Annotated in this window: 13 protein-coding genes; 9 read left to right on the plus strand and 4 right to left on the minus strand. The window is 38.7% G+C overall.

The genetic code is table 11. The features are described 5' to 3' along the window. The 9 genes from QNH24_RS09610 (at nt 1) to QNH24_RS09650 (ending at nt 12,094) form a co-directional block, all read left to right on the plus strand. Nucleotides 1–1,680 (plus strand): hydantoinase B/oxoprolinase family protein, encoded by a 1,680-nt coding sequence (locus tag QNH24_RS09610; protein WP_283871800.1) that lies wholly within the window; start codon nt 1–3, stop codon nt 1,678–1,680. A gap of 16 nt (nt 1,681–1,696) precedes the next feature. Further along, entirely contained in the window at nt 1,697–2,449 is a 753-nt protein-coding gene (locus QNH24_RS09615; protein WP_283871802.1) for an IclR family transcriptional regulator, read from the plus strand. Between the two features lie 22 nt (nt 2,450–2,471). Beyond that, nucleotides 2,472–4,046 (plus strand): OPT/YSL family transporter, encoded by a 1,575-nt coding sequence (locus QNH24_RS09620; RefSeq protein WP_283871804.1) that lies wholly within the window; start codon nt 2,472–2,474, stop codon nt 4,044–4,046. A 16-nt stretch (nt 4,047–4,062) separates the two neighbouring features. After that, nucleotides 4,063–5,106 carry an S-methyl thiohydantoin desulfurase domain-containing protein gene (locus tag QNH24_RS09625; RefSeq protein WP_283871806.1) on the plus strand — a complete coding sequence of 348 codons (1,044 nt, stop codon included), beginning with the start codon at nt 4,063–4,065 and terminating at the stop codon, nt 5,104–5,106. Nucleotides 5,107–5,853: 747 nt separating this feature from the next. Then, the gene (locus QNH24_RS09630; protein ID WP_283872789.1) at nt 5,854–6,468 is read left to right on the plus strand and encodes an HD domain-containing protein; all 615 of its coding nucleotides are present in this window, start codon (nt 5,854–5,856) and stop codon (nt 6,466–6,468) included. Nucleotides 6,469–6,899: 431 nt separating this feature from the next. Beyond that, a complete protein-coding gene (locus tag QNH24_RS09635; protein WP_283871808.1) occupies nt 6,900–8,786 on the plus strand; it encodes an ABC-F family ATP-binding cassette domain-containing protein in 1,887 nt (628 codons plus the stop codon). Nucleotides 8,787–8,799: 13 nt separating this feature from the next. Continuing rightward, complete coding sequence (locus tag QNH24_RS09640; RefSeq protein WP_283871809.1) at nt 8,800–9,927, plus strand: conserved virulence factor C family protein; 1,128 nt, start codon at nt 8,800–8,802, stop codon at nt 9,925–9,927. A 333-nt stretch (nt 9,928–10,260) separates the two neighbouring features. Next, on the plus strand, nt 10,261–11,238 hold the full coding sequence (locus tag QNH24_RS09645) for a P1 family peptidase (RefSeq protein WP_283871810.1): 978 nt from the start codon (nt 10,261–10,263) through the stop codon (nt 11,236–11,238). Nucleotides 11,239–11,392: 154 nt separating this feature from the next. After that, complete coding sequence (locus tag QNH24_RS09650; protein WP_283934531.1) at nt 11,393–12,094, plus strand: hypothetical protein; 702 nt, start codon at nt 11,393–11,395, stop codon at nt 12,092–12,094. 152 nt (nt 12,095–12,246) lie between these two features. Here the strand turns inward: QNH24_RS09650 and QNH24_RS09655 are convergent, their stop codons facing one another. From QNH24_RS09655 to proB, 4 genes are all read right to left on the minus strand, one after another. Further along, complete coding sequence (locus QNH24_RS09655; protein WP_283871812.1) at nt 12,247–13,221, minus strand: carbohydrate kinase family protein; 975 nt, start codon at nt 13,219–13,221, stop codon at nt 12,247–12,249. A gap of 18 nt (nt 13,222–13,239) precedes the next feature. Next, nucleotides 13,240–14,124, minus strand: coding sequence for a DMT family transporter (locus tag QNH24_RS09660; protein WP_283871813.1), 885 nt, complete (start codon nt 14,122–14,124; stop codon nt 13,240–13,242). 792 nt (nt 14,125–14,916) lie between these two features. Then, the gene (locus tag QNH24_RS09665; RefSeq protein WP_283871814.1) at nt 14,917–16,167 is read right to left on the minus strand and encodes a glutamate-5-semialdehyde dehydrogenase; all 1,251 of its coding nucleotides are present in this window, start codon (nt 16,165–16,167) and stop codon (nt 14,917–14,919) included. Further along, nucleotides 16,168–17,274, minus strand: a complete 1,107-nt coding sequence (gene proB, locus QNH24_RS09670; RefSeq protein ID WP_283871815.1) for a glutamate 5-kinase — start codon at nt 17,272–17,274, stop codon at nt 16,168–16,170. Nucleotides 17,275–17,413: the final 139 nt, after the last annotated feature.

The raw sequence follows: 17,413 nt of genomic DNA on the forward strand, positions 1-17,413 counted from the left end.
ATGAAAAAAGATGTTTTTGCTATAGAAATTATTCAGGATTCATTGCTGGCTATTGGCGATGAGATGTTTGTTGCATTAGCTCGCTCTTCCATGAGTCCCGTTATCTATGAAGTGTTAGATTATGCCTGTGGTCTAACGGATGCCAAGGGTAATTTGATTAGCCAAGGCAATGGGGTGACAAGTTTTATTGGGATGCTAAGTCCAATGGTTCAACGTGTCATTGATAAATATGATAATGGAAAGAAATTAAACGAAGGAGATGTCATCATTATTAATGATCCTTATGTTGGTGGAGGGTCGCATTTATCGGATGTAGGATTGGTTTTACCGATTTTCTACAATGGAGAAATTATTGCTTATTCTGCAAATAAAGCACATTGGACTGAAGTAGGGGGGATGGACCCTGGCTCATTTACAAGTAATTCGAACGAAATCTATCAGGAAGGTCTCCAATTACCAGGGGTGAAGCTTTATCAAAAGGGCGAGCTCAATGAAGGCATATATGAAATTATTTCTACGAATGTTCGTCTACCAGAGCTATCCATTGGAGATATGTTTGCACAGGTAGCAGCCTTAAAAACAGGTGAAAAACGAATTGCAGAGCTTTGTCAGAAATTTGGTGCTGAATCTGTGAAGCTGTCCATTCAGAAATTATTGGACAAGGGTGAAAAAATTGTAGAGCTTGAGCTTCAACATTTACCAAAGGGTGAATTTTATGCGGAGGATTTTATTGAAGGTGATCCATTAAAAGGTGGACCTTATCCAATAAAAGTGAAAGTAACGATTAGTGATGAAGAATTTATTTGTGACTTTAGAGGCTCACATCCTGCTGTGAATGTGCCAGTAAACTGCTCACAATTTGGCTTAATGGCTAGTGTTCGTGTCATGTTCTTAGCATTACTCGGCGATATTGATGTGATTAACGAGGGAGTCTTCAAACGTTTAACTATTTTAACGGATGAAAATTCCATTGTCTCGGCTAAACGCCCACATCCAGTATCCATGAACTTTGAGGCACGTATTGGAGCGGCAGATTTAATTTGGAAGGCTCTTGCGCCATATTTACCAGAGAGATTATCAGCAGGACATTTACAGTCGGTTTGTACATTTATCTTAACAGGTAAAAATCCTGAAAATAATGAGTCCTTCTTAATCGTTGAACCTTCAGTAGGTGGTTGGGGAGCGTCAAATGATGAGGATGGTCAAAGCGGGCAATATTGTATGGGAGATGGAGAAACGTATAATCTTCCTGTTGAAATTGCGGAGACAAAATATGGTATTCAAATTGATGAATATAGCTTAAATTGCGATGGTGCTGGTGCTGGGAAATTTAGAGGCGGCTTAGGTGTACGCCGAGTTTATAGCGTTAATCATGATGGTCAAAAGGTTTCTGTCAACTTAGGTAGACATCAATTTGCACCATTTGGCTTAAATGATGGCGAGGAAGGCTCACATAACTATCTCATTATTCATAAAAAAGATGGTACAAAGGTGGGGCCAGTAGGAGTACTCGCCAATTATGAATTACAGAAAGGAGATCGTATTGAGCTTGTCACAGCAACAGGGGGTGGCTATGGCAATCCAAAAGAGAGAAGTACGAAAGCGATTGAAAAAGATTTGGTAAATGGATATATTTCTTTAGAGGTAGCTAAAAAACGTTACGGTTACCAAAACGCATAAAAGGAGAAATATATAAATGACTGTCAAGACATTAAAAAACTCATTGGATATACTAGAATGCTTCGCAACTACAGAAAGCTCATTAGGTGTACGTGAAATTTCACGCATGACAAAATTGCATACTAGTGTTGTGCAAAGAACAATCAATACATTTACAGAAGCAGGGTATTTATTACAGGATGAAGCAACGAAAAAATATAAATTAGGTTATAAAATGTTTATATTTCATAATGCGCTCTCCAATACAAGTGATCCGCATTTTACAATTTATGAATTGATGCAAAGTCTTGCGAGTGAAATCAATGAATCCGTATTTCTAACTTATATGGATAATGAGTATGGTGTTACAACAAAAATTGCTGAAAGTAATAAAAATATAAAGTATGCGGTGTCATTAGGTACAAAAACACCACTTTATATTGGTGCTTCCTGTAAAGTTATGTTTGCCTATTTAGACAAAGAAAGACAGCTTGAATTGTTAGCCTATTTTCATGAAAAGCAGTCTGATGAGGAACATAAAAAACTTCTTGCTAATTTACAAGAGGAACTGCAAACCATACGTCAAAACAATTGGTGTGTTACTGTAGGGGAGTATAATGAACATGCTTTTGGTATAAGTGTACCATTGTTCAATCATAAGAAAGAAATCATAGCATCTTTGACGATTTCTGGATTAGTATATGACATTGACGAACAAAGGGAGAAATACATGCTTGAACAGTTAGTGAAAATTGCTCATCAAATTCAATCTCACATATCTAAATTATAACAACAATAGGGGAGCTGACACTATGAATAATAAAGTATTACATCCGCGGGCTTTAGAGCCTGTAACTCTACTAATGATCGTCTTAACATCTGTAGTAGGGGCAATTATTGGGATACAGCTGATTACGACTTTAGGGATTTCTGCTAATACATCCATCATTGGGGCTATATTTGCGATGATTCTAGGAAGAATTCCAATTGGTAAGCTAATTGCTTTCAAATCCGTGCATAGACAAAATATTATACAAACGGCGATATCATCGGCTACTTTTAGTGCAGCGAGTAGCCTAATGTTACCAATCGGTATTCCGTATGTTTTAGGCTATGAAAATTTAGTATTGCCTTTGTTTATTGGTGTTATTTTAGCGATGTTTGTGGATGCTTTATTATTATATAAATTTTTTGATACAAAGATTTTCCCAGCAACAGGTACTTGGCCACCAGGGATTGCAACAGCTGAAGCCATTAAAGCTGGCGATAAAGGCGGTAAAAATGCAAAGGTATTAATTGGTGGGGTGTTGATCGGTATTGTGGGGTCTGTTCTTAAAATTCCAATGTCAGCTTTTGGGGTAGCGTTTATCGGAAATATTTGGGCGCTTACAATGTTTGGAATTGGTCTTTTATTAAGAGGATATTCTGTCCAATTATTTAATGTCGATTTAAATGAATATTATATTCCACATGGCATTATGATTGGAGCGGGCATTGTAGCCCTTTTCCAGGTTGCTTTTACTTTACTAAGTAAAAGATCGACCGAAAAGTCAGAAGAATTAATCTATTCGAAAGATCAAAAAGAAATTCGACAAGGTTTTGGTGTAGGCTTTATTGCTTATTTAGCGATTTCGTTATTAATCGCTTTATTTGGTGGTATTATTTCACATATGTCCTTTGGGATGTTAATAGTCTTTATTATTTTTGCAACAATTGCAGCATTTGTACACGAGCTTATCGTTGGGATTGCTGCGATGCATGCAGGCTGGTTCCCCGCATTCGCAGTAGCGTTTATTACGCTAATTGTCGGCATATTAATAGGTTTCCCGGCACCCGCTCTTGCTTTGTTAGCTGGCTATAGTGCAGCAACAGGGGTAGCTTTTGCTGATATGGGCTATGACTTGAAAACAGGTTTTATTTTACGCGGAAACGGTAGTGATCCTGCATTAGAAAAAGAAGGGCGTAAACAGCAAATGATTGCAGGTATGCTAGCCTTTTCAATTTCTGCAGTTGTTGTTTTACTATCGTATCAATCTTATTTTGCGCAGGATTTAGTAGCACCTGTCAATCATGTATATGCAGCTACTATCCAATCAGGAGTGACCGGAGACGTAGCGAAGCAGCTATTGCTATGGGCGATTCCCGGGGCATTGATTCAATTAATTGGTGGCTCAAAGAGACAAATGGGTATTCTGTTTGCAACTGGTTTATTACTTATTAATCCTATAGCTGGTTGGGCTGTATTAGTCGGTATTTTACTTCGTGTTATTTTCACTTCTGTAACGAAAGGTAAGAGAGAGTCTGAAATGACCGTCTTTGCAGCAGGTGTTATAGCTGGAGACGCTTTATATAGCTTCTTCTCTTCAATTCTTAAGATAGGAAAATAGAAAGGAGTCAGAGCAAATGGTAAAGGTGTTAACGTATGAAGATGGCTTAGCCGCTGTTTATGGAGGTGCAATCCTCGGAGGCGGCGGTGGTGGCCTTCTGGACGAAGGGTTAAAGTTAGTGGAGGAAATTTTCGCTGCTGGAAAACCTCAGCTTATCGATATAACGGCATTAAATCATGAAGATTTAGTAGCCTGCGTAGCAATGGTTGGAGCACCTTCAGCGGAAGAACAATATGTATCCAATAAACAGCTATGCTGGAGTTATCAACAAATGAATGCGTATATGGATCATCGATTAAAAGGAATTATTACGAATGAAAATGGTGCCATAACGACAATTAATGGCTGGCTACAATCGGTATTACTAAACGTACCAGTCGTTGATGCTCCCTGTAATGGACGAGCCCACCCGACTGGGATTATGGGTTCCTTAAGTCTACATGAGCAGCTAGATTATCAATCGGTTCAATTTTATGCCGGTGGGAAAAAGAATTACGCTATTCAAGGATTTGCTGAAGGAAACTTACAAAACACAGCAAAAACAGTTCGTCATGCTTCTATTTTAGCAGGAGGATTGGTAGCGGTGACTCGTAATCCAGTAACAATAGGCTATTTGAAGGAGCACGGTGCACCAAAAGCAATATCTGCTGCTATTGAGCTGGGATATAGCTTCCTAAAAGGGCGAACAATAGAGGAAAAGTTAAAAAATATTATTCATTTATTAAAAGGCAAGCATATCGTATCTGGAAAAGTGAAGGATTTTTCTCTCTTAAAGGAAAATGGCTTTGACGTTGGTAGTTTAACTGTTGAGGATGTTAAATTAACTTTCTGGAATGAATATATGACATTATCAAAGGCAGGAATGATTCAATCGAGATTTCCAGATTTAATGATGACATTTGATATTGAAAGGATGGTGCCAGTACCAAGTGCTAGCATTAAAGAAGGCATGCATATAGCTGTTATTCAAGTTGATCAAAGCCATTTATATTTAAGCTCAACAATGAAAAATGCCGAGCTGCTACAGGAAATTGACATGATTATTAGTAAGGTTCTATAAAAATGTAGGAAATATCGAACGAAAACCTAATAAATAAAAGCTGCCATCATCTACATGTAAGTGAGATGGGCAGCTTTTATTGTCCCTTCAGCGGGTGGGTATAACTGTACATAAAAATTGTTCCTACTTCCTTCATAGCATAATACTTCTTCTATGGCTTAAATGAAACTCGAAAAAATTTGCCTACATAAATTATCTATTATTGTTCACACAACTCTAATAAGCCAGCTATTTACATAATGTCAGCAAACGATTGTACACCTTTTTCATTAAAGAGAGAAGCTACGTTCATACTTATTCTGTTATTGAATAAAAGAAGGAAACATCAATTAATGACAAAAATAATGTACACTTGCAACATATGAATTAAGCTTCATGGTTGTGGAAACAAGCCTAACGGATTGCTCACCTATTTCAATTTGTACAAACACTATGCGGGTTAAAACAAAGAATTTCTAAGGGAAAGTGTTCACTTTTATTTTTTCTTAGATGATTGGTTAATGTTTACATACATCATCTTGTAACACATTATTCAATTGTAAGCCCGCTGAAGTTGTCATTAATCTGTGAAGAACATAGTTACCGTACATTGAAATAGTGAGATACAGAACAAGAAAGTTGTTCTGTAAATGTATCATATAATATTCTGAAAAATTAGTCAATTGAAATGATTTGTTTATCTAAATTTTATTGCTGCAGAATATCACTTATCAGTATAATAGCAAAAGAAGGGACTGAATGAAGAACATGAACGATTTAATGGATAAAGTACGAAGCATTTATGAGCAGTTTGATGCCAGCCATGATTTTCAGCATATTGAACGCGTTTACCAAAATGCAATGGACATTTTACATAGTGAGCCAGCAGCAGATGCGGAAGTCGTAAAAATTGCAGTGCTGCTGCATGATGTAAGTGATAAAAAGTATACCAATAATAAAGAGCAAGAAAATCAGCTAATTGCTGAGTTAGCATTAAGTGAAGATAAAAAGCGGCATATTCAAGATTGTATTGCTCAAGTATCATTTAATGGAGGGAATGAGCTTGAAGCAACATCTATTGAGGCAAAAATAGTACGAGATGCTGATCGCTTAGATGCCATTGGAGCTATTGGAATTGCACGTACATTTGCTTATGGTGGTGCAAAGGGGCGAAAATTGTATGATACAGCAGAGCAAGCGCGAACAAATATGACGGAGGAGGAATATCGCACTAAAAATACATCCTCAGTCACGCATTTCTACGAGAAGCTTTTATTCTTAAAGGATTTAATGACAACTGAAAAAGGCAAGCAAATGGCTAATGAACGCCATCAGTTTATGGAAGGCTTTTTACAGCAGTTACAAAAGGAGATTGGCCAATAAGGTGAAGAGCATTTAATCAGCAATTCTATTGCTTGAAACTAATCTGGACATTACGGGAAATGGAACGCCCATATTCTTTTTGCTTCGCCTCCCAAAGTTCAAACAGGATTAGAATGGTGGATCATGATAAAAGGCATAGGTGTCGCATTAAAATTGCACACCTATGCCTTATTTTTTATATAGTTTTGATTAAGTTGTATATCAAAATTTTGTATAGTCTCATGATGATAGAAGATGATTCGAAAAGAATTCCGCCACCAGTGTCCCGAAATTTTATAAAGAAAAATAGACAACGATCAATCAGCACACTCATGATAGACCTACACTCTTCAGTTTGTTGTTCTTTGTTTACCAGTCGTTTGGTGTTATGATTAATAATGGATATCAATAAAACGTCTACATATTAAGCGTGAAAGAGATGGAATAGTGGAATGAGTCATTTAATTATACAAAATTTAACAAAAACAGTGGGCGATAAAACGCTCTTTCAAAATATTGAATTTACAATTTATGAGGGAGAGCGAGCTGGCTTAATTGGTATTAATGGAACGGGAAAATCCACTTTATTGTCCATAATAGCTGGGCAGATTGAGGCAGATTCAATGAATATTGATAGACCTAATAAATATCGGGTTGCTTATTTGCCACAAGACCCTACATTTGCTAGTGGAGAAACGGTTTTGCAGGCTGTGTTTGCAGGAGATTCCCCCATTTTAAAGTTAAATCGTGAATATGAGGAAACAGTAGCGGCTCTTGCTTCAAACCCTACCTCAGAAAATCTACAAAAAACGTTGTTTAGCTTGCAGCAGCGTATGGATGAGGAGCAAGCATGGGATGTCAATGCACTAGCAAAAACAGCACTAACGAAGCTTGGCATTGAGACATTCGATAAAGAAGTATTAACACTGTCAGGTGGTCAGCAAAAGCGGGTTGCTTTAGCGAAGGTGTTAATTGAGCCTGCAGATCTGTATTTATTGGATGAGCCTACTAACCATTTAGATGTACAATCGACGGAATGGTTGCAAGAAATGGTATTACGATTAAAAGGGGCCGTTATTTTTATTACCCATGATCGTTATTTTTTAGATGAATTATCTACGCATATTTACGAGCTAGCTGATCAAACGTTGTATCGTCATATAGGGAATTATGGGGACTATTTAGAGGCCCGTGCTATTCGTGAAGAAATGAGAGAAGCCTCTGCCCAAAAAGACCGCAATCGCTATCGCTCAGAATTGAAATGGATTCGTCGCGGCGCTAAAGCACGTTCAACAAAACAAAAGGCACGAATTCAACGATTTGAACAACTTGAAGAAAACCTAGAGCATAAAACTGAGGATGTTTCGTTAGAGATGGGGCTAGCTACTACACGACTTGGTCGAAAAGTATTAGAGGCTGAAAACATTTCAAAGGCATTTGGACAGCAAAAAATTCTTGAAAATTTTTCATTTATACTCCAACAAGGTGATCGTATCGGTATTATTGGTGCCAATGGGGTAGGAAAATCAACATTATTGAACATGCTAGCAGGTGAGCTGATACCGGATATAGGTGAGATTCTTGTTGGCTCAACAGTAAAGCTAGCACATTTCAAACAGACGTTACCGAAAATGAATGAAAATGAGCGCATGATTGAATATATTCGTGAAGCCTCCAATGATATTACAGATGCAGAGGGGGTGCGTTACTCTGCAGCTCAAATGCTGGAGCGATTCTTATTCCCGCTCCATGCACATGGGACGCCAATCGGTAAATTATCTGGTGGGGAACGTAAACGCCTTCATTTATTACATTTATTAATGGAGCAGCCGAATGTTCTATTACTAGACGAGCCTACCAATGATTTGGATATAGAAACATTGGGCGTGCTGGAAGACTTTATTGAGCATTTCCCTGGTGTTGTAATCACTATATCTCATGACCGTTTCTTCCTTGACCGAATTGCTAAAAAGCTTTGGATTTTAGATGGACAGGGTCAGGTAGAGGAGACACTGGATCTTTATAGTGAGTATTTGGCAAAACGTGAGCAGGAGGCTGCTGTAAAAGTAGAGTTGCCGAAGACAGAGAAACCTAAAACGGAAAAGCCAAAATCGGACAAGAAAAAGCTATCCTTTAAAGAGCAAAAAGAGTGGGAAACGATTGCAGACGATATTGAAAAAACAGAGGCTGCCATTATGGAAACTGAAGAAGGAATTGCGAATGCTGGCTCTGATTTCACGAAGCTACAGGAATTAACGGCAAAGCTAGATGAGCTTAATGCTCAGTATGAAAATTTGATTGAAAGATGGTCTTATTTAGAAGAAATTGTGAATGGATAAGGAGCGATTAGACATGAAGATTATAACAATTGAACCGACACCAAGCCCTAATTCAATGAAGATTGTCGTGGATACAGAATTACCATTTGGAAAAAGCTATAATTTTACAAAAGATAATAAAAATGAAGCAACTGGTGAAGCTGCAGCAATTTTGGCAATCGAAGGGGTCAAGGGCGTTTACCATGTGGCTGATTTTTTTGCAGTTGAACGAAATGCGAAATATGCATGGGAAGGTATTTTAGCAAGTATTCGTCAAGTTTTAGGGGAAGATAATGTACAAGAAGAAAACGAAATACATGCTACAAATGAATTTTATGGGGAAGTTTATGTCCATGTACAATTTTATAAGCAGGTGCCACTACAAGTAAAGGTATTTGATAATCAACGAGAGTATCGTGTAAGCTGTGGTGAACGCTTTGTGGAAGCTTTCAATAAAATTATTGAAACAGCAGACGATGAGAATTATATCTTCCAACGCAAGTGGATTGACTATGGTGTGCGTTATGGTGAGCTTGAGGAAATTGCAGAAGCGGTCAAACAGGAGATCGATGTCACTTATTCTTCAGAACGTATAGCAGAAATAGTTGTAGCCGTTAATGATGATGAAAAAACAGCTATAAAAACAGATAAGCGAAAAGTAACAGTTGAGCAGTTTATGCAACCAGAATGGGAGAAGCGTTTCCAGTTGCTCGACCAAATGGCTGACCCTGAGTTGGATGACTTACCTCTGCTTGATTTAGCTTTAGAGGATGAGCAGATGTCGATTCGACGATTGGCTACTGTATATTTAGGTATGGTTGAGGATGTAGCAGTTGTGCCGTATTTGGAAAAGGCATTACAGGATAAAAGTGCAGCCGTACGCCGAACAGCTGGGGATTGTATGAGTGACCTTGGATTTGTGGAGTTTGAAAACGCTATGCAGCATGCTTTACAAGATAAAAACAAGCTTGTTCGCTGGCGAGCAGCCATGTATTTATATGAGGTAGGTACTGAGCAATCATTACCTGCATTAAAGGCTGCAGAAGACGATAAAGAGTTTGAGGTAAAGCTACAAGTGAAAATGGCGCTTGCTCGAATCGAACAGGGCGAGGAAGCAAAAGGCTCTGTGTGGAAGCAAATGACTGAATCACGTCAACAATAACTATATGAACCAGCATCTATTTGAACAATTATTTGTTTAAATATGGTGTTGGTTTTTACTTTTGAAAATTAGAAGAGAGAGGAACGGTCGAAAAGAAGGTGAAAACCAGTGAAAAAAGAGAGGAATTTGGTTAATAATTGCTTGTAAGATCATGTGCTACAAATCGAAGCAATGTTTTTCCGGAGCACTGATTATATCTTCAGCAAAGTTGTATGATATCATTGAATGAACTGGAAATATGAAAAGGATTTCATGTATTAATAGCAAATTTGTGGAAATTAATATATAAAATAATTAGAAAATTTAGTATTTTTGAAGTTGAGGTGACTATACATGTTTGGAAATATTACAGATGTACCCGGTGTAAAGGTCGGACATGTGGAAAATAAGGAAGGAATAACAGGCTGTACAGCTATTTTAGTAGAGAATGGTGCAGTTTGTGGTGTCGATGTAAGAGGCTCTGCACCTGGCACCCGTGATACAGATGCATTAGATCCAATCAATGTAATTGACCGTGTGCACGCTATTAGCTTATCTGGTGGTAGTGCATTTGGGCTGGATGCAGCAACGGGAATCATGCAATTTTTAGAGGAGCAGGATATTGGAGTGGATACAGGAGTTGCAAAAATACCTATTGTTCCAAGTGCGGTGCTATTTGATTTGTTTATTGGTAATCCGAAAACAAGACCGACTGCTGCAATGGGCTATGAAGCCGCTAAAAATGCTCGGATTGGCTTTTTTTTAAATGGCAATACAGGTGCTGGGTATGGTGCTACTGTTGGGAAATTAGCAGGGTCTCAATTTTGCATGAAGGGAGGACTAGGTAGTGCTTCAATAGCTGGCAAAAATAATCTAGTTGTCGGTGCCATTGTTGCGGTAAATGCTGTTGGAGATGTAAAAGATCCTTCTACAAGAAAAACGCTAGCTGGCGCATGGAATAAGGAAACGGCGGAGTGGATTGATTGTTGTGCATATTTAGAGGAGCATGTTCAATCAGAAGCATTGTCTGGTACAAATACGACTATTGGTGTAGTTGCGGTAAATGCCAGGCTTACGAAAGGAGAGGCAAAGAAAATCGCACAGCTCACTCAAAATGCTCTTGCCCGGACAATATACCCTGTTCATACCATGCTGGATGGTGATACGATTTTTGTACTAGGTACAGGAAATACAATCTATCCAGTTGACTATATAGGCTACTTAGCAACAAAAGTGATGGAAGATGCAATACTTACTGCTGTTAAGTCCGCTGAAAAATTGGCAGACGTCGAAAGCTATTCGAGCATACACACATTAGGAACTAAAAAATGACAGGAAGAAGGATTTGGTGAATCTTGTTGATAATAATAGATGGTTGCTGCAAATCAAATAGTGTTGTAAATTAAAAGGAAGTACGAGTAAGATCAAACAACATCTATATTTTACGGTCAGGAAGCCTTTATACCTATATTTATAAGGGGTGATGGTGATAAAAAAATGGTTAATGCTTAGTTTCCTCTTAATCTATTTAACAGGATGTCAACCTTTTATAGGCGGTCAATCAGTAATTGACTGGGTAGATTTTATCCAATGGAACGATCATAATTATACTGGTGTTCTGAATAGTGAATTAGCCGATGCATCATTCATAGATAAAGAAATAGGGGAAGTTCGCTTTAAAGTGGCTGATAATGTTACAAATTCATCCTATCAATTAAAAGATGGAGATGCTGCGTTTCATGAAAAGGGGACAAAGCTTTATTCCATTAAAGGGGAAGACAATATCATCGCTGTCAAGGATAAAGCCGCTATAAATGGGTATCGTATATATTTTGCAATTGATAATTCAGAATACAAATGGCATTTTGAGGATGTATCTTTAGACCAAGTAAAAAAGATAGAGATATATAAATCAGCCCCACCAACAGGAAATCAGCAGATAGCTACAATTTCGGATAAAGCTAAAATGGAGAATCTTCTGGAAATCCTATCGAATAGTAAAGACGCTCCGGCATTTCAACCGAATACAAGCGCTGGAGATCCAATAAGCTATCAGATCATTTTATATACGGATGAACCCACAGCCTATAAATACGGTGTTCACTATGACGGTAATACATATTTTTGGCATCCGTCAGAAACGGCCATTTTATCAGGTGACATTCAACATTTTATAAGTGAAAAGTAGATGTTAGTCAAAACCTCAAAAAGCGCGAGAAATCAAAGTTTCTAAATTGATTTCTTGCGCTTTTATATCCAATAAATTGTATTAATGTAAGGGGTTGAATAATCTTGAAACCACACTATTTACATTTAATAGCTTGAGCATCCCCTTACAAACTAAAAGAAGGTATTATAGTCAAATGCTAGTTCATGCTTTGTTAGATAAGAAGCGATAGCACCATGTTTTTCAGTGGAGGCTCCAGCATAATGATTAGCGAATTTCAAGAGAGGCACTGCGTATTGCTCACAAAAATCGATTAGCTTTCCAACTGTTATCTGCTGATTAAGGAAAATGCTTATTACAGCGCCAATGAAGGCATCACCCGCTCCGGTTGTGTCAATTGTATGGACCATGTCAGCTGGTACTTTGACATGTAGCTTTCTAGCATAAAGACTTGCACCCTCTGCTCCACGAGTAATTATCAGGATTTGTACCTTTCCTTGAAATAATGTTTGGACTGCTTGTTCTTCATCTTCGATTGCTGTTAAAAACAAAAGCTCCTCCTCAGACAGCTTTACAATATGGGCTTTTGGGATAAATTCTAAAATGGTTTGACGGCATGCCTTATCATCTTGCCATAATGGCAAACGGACATTAGGATCAAATGACACAAGACTTTCTGCTTGATGTGCCTGCTCGATCAAGGCTATGTGTGCCTCTTTCATTGGGCTTTCCACTAGATTTACAGAACAAAAATGAAGAATATCCTTCGCTGTTAATAGATTAGCAGGAAGCTGCTCTTTGCTGTAAAGTAAATCCGCTGCATGACGTCGATAAAATAAAAATTCGCGGTTTCCATCTTTCATCAGTGACACAAAGGCTAGACTTGTTTCGCCCTCATTAGTTTGCATAATATAGTTTGTATCGACACCAGCCTGTTTTACTGTGTTCACAAGAAAATCTCCAAAGGCATCTTGACCTACTTGTGTAAGGAGGGCTGCCTCTTGCCCAAGTTTTGCACAAGCTGCTGCAACATTGGCAGGAGCCCCACCTGCATTTTTAGCAAAAAGCTCTACTTCAGTAGGGAGACTATCGTGTTCTGTAGGTGTAAAATCAATTAACAATTCACCAATGGTATAAAGCTTCCCCATAAGAAACCTCCTCTAGGTTTAAGTTGACGTATGGGACACACGTTTTTTCTTTGGAACATAGATGGTATAAAAAATCCCCCCGAAAATTAATAATATGCCCATTGTTTGCATAAGGCTTGGCATAAAATTGAGCAATAACATATCGAGCAAGATGGCCACTACTGGGTCTACAAAAACTAATACAGAAACTAGAATTGTAGAAAGACTACGAATGCTATCAAAGAATAAATAGTAAACAAAGCCCGTGTGAATAAAGCCAGTCCCTAAAATATATAGCCAATTTGTTGTCGTTAAGCCATCGAACAGTGAAAAATCTATAAATGGTAGGAGGATAATAATTCCAACTGCTGTTTGAATATAGGTTAATGCATAGGAACTAAGCTTTGTAATCGTTTTACTTGTTAGCATTGTAAACGCATAAAATATGGCAGACAGTAATGCCCAAATAAAGCCTGATTTCATAAATTCAGATAGTGATAGAAAATTATTTAAGCCGATAATGAACATACTTCCTATAAAACAAGTAATTGTTGCAAGAAGTGCCTGGATGGTCATTTTTTCTTTTAAAAATAACGCACCAAAAATTAAGACAAAAATCGGTGCTAAATTATAGATAGAAATCGCAATAGAAATCGACATTTCTTCAAAAGCCTTAAACAAAAATACCCAATTTAAGACGATAAAGACGCCACAAATCAGTGTTCGTACTATTTCCTTTTTATCCCATATCTCTGTTTTATGTCCACCAGTGATGAGCCATAGTCCTCCTAGAAAGAGGGTAGCGCAAATACATCTGATAAATACTAGCTCGGTCGCAGGCACGCCAGTATGAACAGTAAAAAATCCGATAGAGCCAAAAAGTGCCATTGAAACAGTTAATTTTATAATCGCAGAAATGTTCATACAAAACCTTCTTTCTAAATTTTTTTATAATGATGTTTTAACTTTTGATGAAGGTGGGCAAGGTTAGTTTCTCTTCATTTTAAAGTTCAGTCTGAGCGAATCATTTGGTCAAGGGAAGAACCTGCTCAGGAAACAGTGAATACTGCTCGACCAAGGGAAGAAATTGCTCAGGTATAAGAATGAATCGCTCGGCCAAGAGAAGCCCCCGCTCAGGTAAGCATAAGAATCGCTCGACCAAGAGAAGCCCCGCTCAGGTAAGCGTGAGAATCGCTCGGCCAAGGAAAGCCCCTGCTCAGGTAATCGTAAAAGTCGCTCGGCCAAGAAAAGCCTCCGCTCAGGTACCAGCTAAAGTCGCTCGGCCAAGAGAAGACTTCGCTCAGGTAGGCGAGAAAGTCGCTCGGCCAAGAAAAGCCTCCGCTCAGGTAATCGTAAAAGTCGCTCGGCCAAGGAAAGCCTCCGCTCAGGTAGGCGAGAAAGTCGCTCGGCCAAGAGAAGCCTCCGCTCAGGTAAGCGAGAAAGTCGCTCGGCCAAGGGAAGAACTCGCTCAGGTAAGCGTGAGAATCGCTCGGCCAAGAGAAGCCTCCGCTCAGGTAAGCATAAGAATCGCTCGACCAAGAGAAGCCCCGCTCAGGTAAGCGTGAGAGTCGCTCGGCCAAGGAAAGCCTCTGCTCAGGTAAGCGTAAAGTCGCTCGACCAAGAGGAAAGGTTCTACAAAATTAGCGGTACCAATCGTGAAAAGTAAAGAAAACCAACAGCGTATATCAACTGCTGGCTTACTTTTTATCTCTACAGTTACTCGCGGATTTGCCCATTGCCGTGAATGAAATATTTTGTAGAGGTAAGGGCTGGTAAACCCATAGGGCCTCGTGCGTGTAATTTTTGCGTACTAATGCCGATTTCAGCGCCGTAGCCGAACTCAAAACCGTCTGTGAAACGAGTAGAAGCATTATGATAGACTGCTGCCGCGTCTACGCTGTTTAAGAACGTTTCTGCCACTAGTTGATCCTCTGTAATGATTGCTTCAGAGTGATTCGTACCATATTTATTAATGTGCTCAATTGCCTCATACACATTTTCTACCAGTTTTATGCTTACCTTTAAATCTAAATATTCAGTTGCATAATCCTCTTCCGTAGCTAGAAGCGCGAAATCGAGCGCTTGACAAACGAATTCATCGCCAATAATTGTGACACCTGCCTGGTGCAAAGCGCTGAGAAGCTGTGGTCCATACCCCTTAAACCAATCTGGATGAATAAGTAAGCTTTCTGCTGCATTACACACAGAAGGTCGCTGTGTTTTTGCATTTAAACAAATTTTTTCTGCTTTTATGTAATCGGCTGTTTGATCCACATAAATATGACAATTACCAGCACCTGTTTCAAGGACAGGTACAGTGGCTTCTCTTACTACTAAATCAATAAGTGCCTTTCCACCGCGAGGAATCAAAACATCTAAGTATTCTTTTAGATGGAACAATTCTTTTGCTGTTTCTCGATTTGTATCCTCAATTAATTGTACTGCATCAACAGGAATTGAGGTTTTTTCAAGTGCACGATGAATACTTGCCACTATTGCTACATTGGAAAATTTAGCTGAAGAGCTTCCACGTAAAATCACTGCATTGCCAGTTTTCAGAGATAATGTTGCCGCATCAACAGTTACATTAGGACGGGCTTCGTAAATCATTCCGATAACGCCAATTGGCACCAACCGTTTTTCGATTAGTAGCCCATTATCTTTTTGTATTTTTTCTAGTAAATTACCTACTGGATCCTCTAATTTTACAAGTAGATGGATGGCGTTTGCCATTGCTTCTATACGTTCCTTGTTAAGCATAATACGATCCAGTGTGGAAACAGGCATTCCTTGCTCCTCACCATAAGCTAAGTCCTTCGCATTTTCAGCGATAATAGTATCTTGATCCACAATTAATTGATCCGCAATTTTTGTAAGAGCATCGTTTTTTTCACAAGTAGTTTTAATATTTAACACATAGCTCGCGGCTTTTGCCAGTTTTCCTTTTAGTTGAACTTCGCTTGTCATCTAAATTCCTCCTTGATTTGTTTGAATTTTTAGCCATTTATCTCGATGAATAACCTCAATTGGGTAATTTGCCAACTCAGCTGTGCGTTTTCCCATCGCATGTGCTAACTCAAGGGAAGAGTATAAAACCTCACCACGACCAAGCAATCCCTTTTCACTATAAACCTCTACAACATCGCCTTTCTCGAAATCACCTTCTATATAAAAGACACCAGCAGGCAGTAAGCTTTTACCATTTGCTAATAACGCATGCTCTGCACCACTATCAATAAAAATTTTACCAGATACCTCTGTGAGTGCAATCCACTGTTTATTATTTGTTAGAACTGCGAGTGCATCATGCTCAACATATGTACCATCTCCACGACCTTCCATAATGTCGACAAGTTTATTCGCGCCGTGCCCAGTTCCTATAAATACTTTGACACCAGCATTTAAGGCTGCTCTAGCTGCAAGCAATTTGGATTCCATGCCACCTGTACCAACCTTAGAGCTTGATCCGTCTGCAAAGCCTAACATTTCATCAGACACCTCTGTTAAGCGATCAATGCGTTTGGCTTGAGGGTTTTTAATGGGATTTGCATTATATAGCCCATTGATATCTGTTAATATGATGAGTTGATCAGCATGAACCAGACCACTAACAAGTGCCGATAGCATGTCGTTATCACCAAAGGTTAATTCACTGACAGAGACTGTATCATTTTCATTAATAATAGGCAGTATTGAGCGCTCAAGTAATTCCTCAAAAGTGGCACAAGCATTTTTATAACGTTCTTTTTTTGAAAAATCAGTACGTGTCAATAAAATTTGAGCAGGTACAATATCATAAATCCCAAATAAAGCATTGTAGGTTTGAATGAGTAAACTTTGCCCAACTGCTGCAGCGGCCTGCTTTCCTTTTACTGTTACTGGACGTGAAGGGTAGCCAAGCTGTTTAAAGCCTGCTGCGACTGCTCCTGAAGATACTAGTAATACCTCATGACCGTATTTTTTTAGCTCAGCAATTGCTTGAACATGATCCATTAAACGTATTTTATCAATTTCACCTTTTGCGTTGGTTAAGGAGCTACTTCCAATTTTAACGACAATCCTTTTTCTTTCCACGGCTTTTTCCTCCTTCTTCATTTCTCTAAATTATTCTTTTACTAGTTTCTGTCACCTCAGCGAATGTTCACACCTTCACAATAAAAAAGCCTTCCATCCTAGAAACTAGGACGAAAAGGCTTGCTTTCCGTGGTACCAC

Origin of the sequence: Lysinibacillus pakistanensis, assembly GCF_030123245.1 — a bacterium.
In the GTDB taxonomy this organism is placed as follows: Bacteria; Bacillota; Bacilli; order Bacillales_A; family Planococcaceae; genus Lysinibacillus; species Lysinibacillus pakistanensis.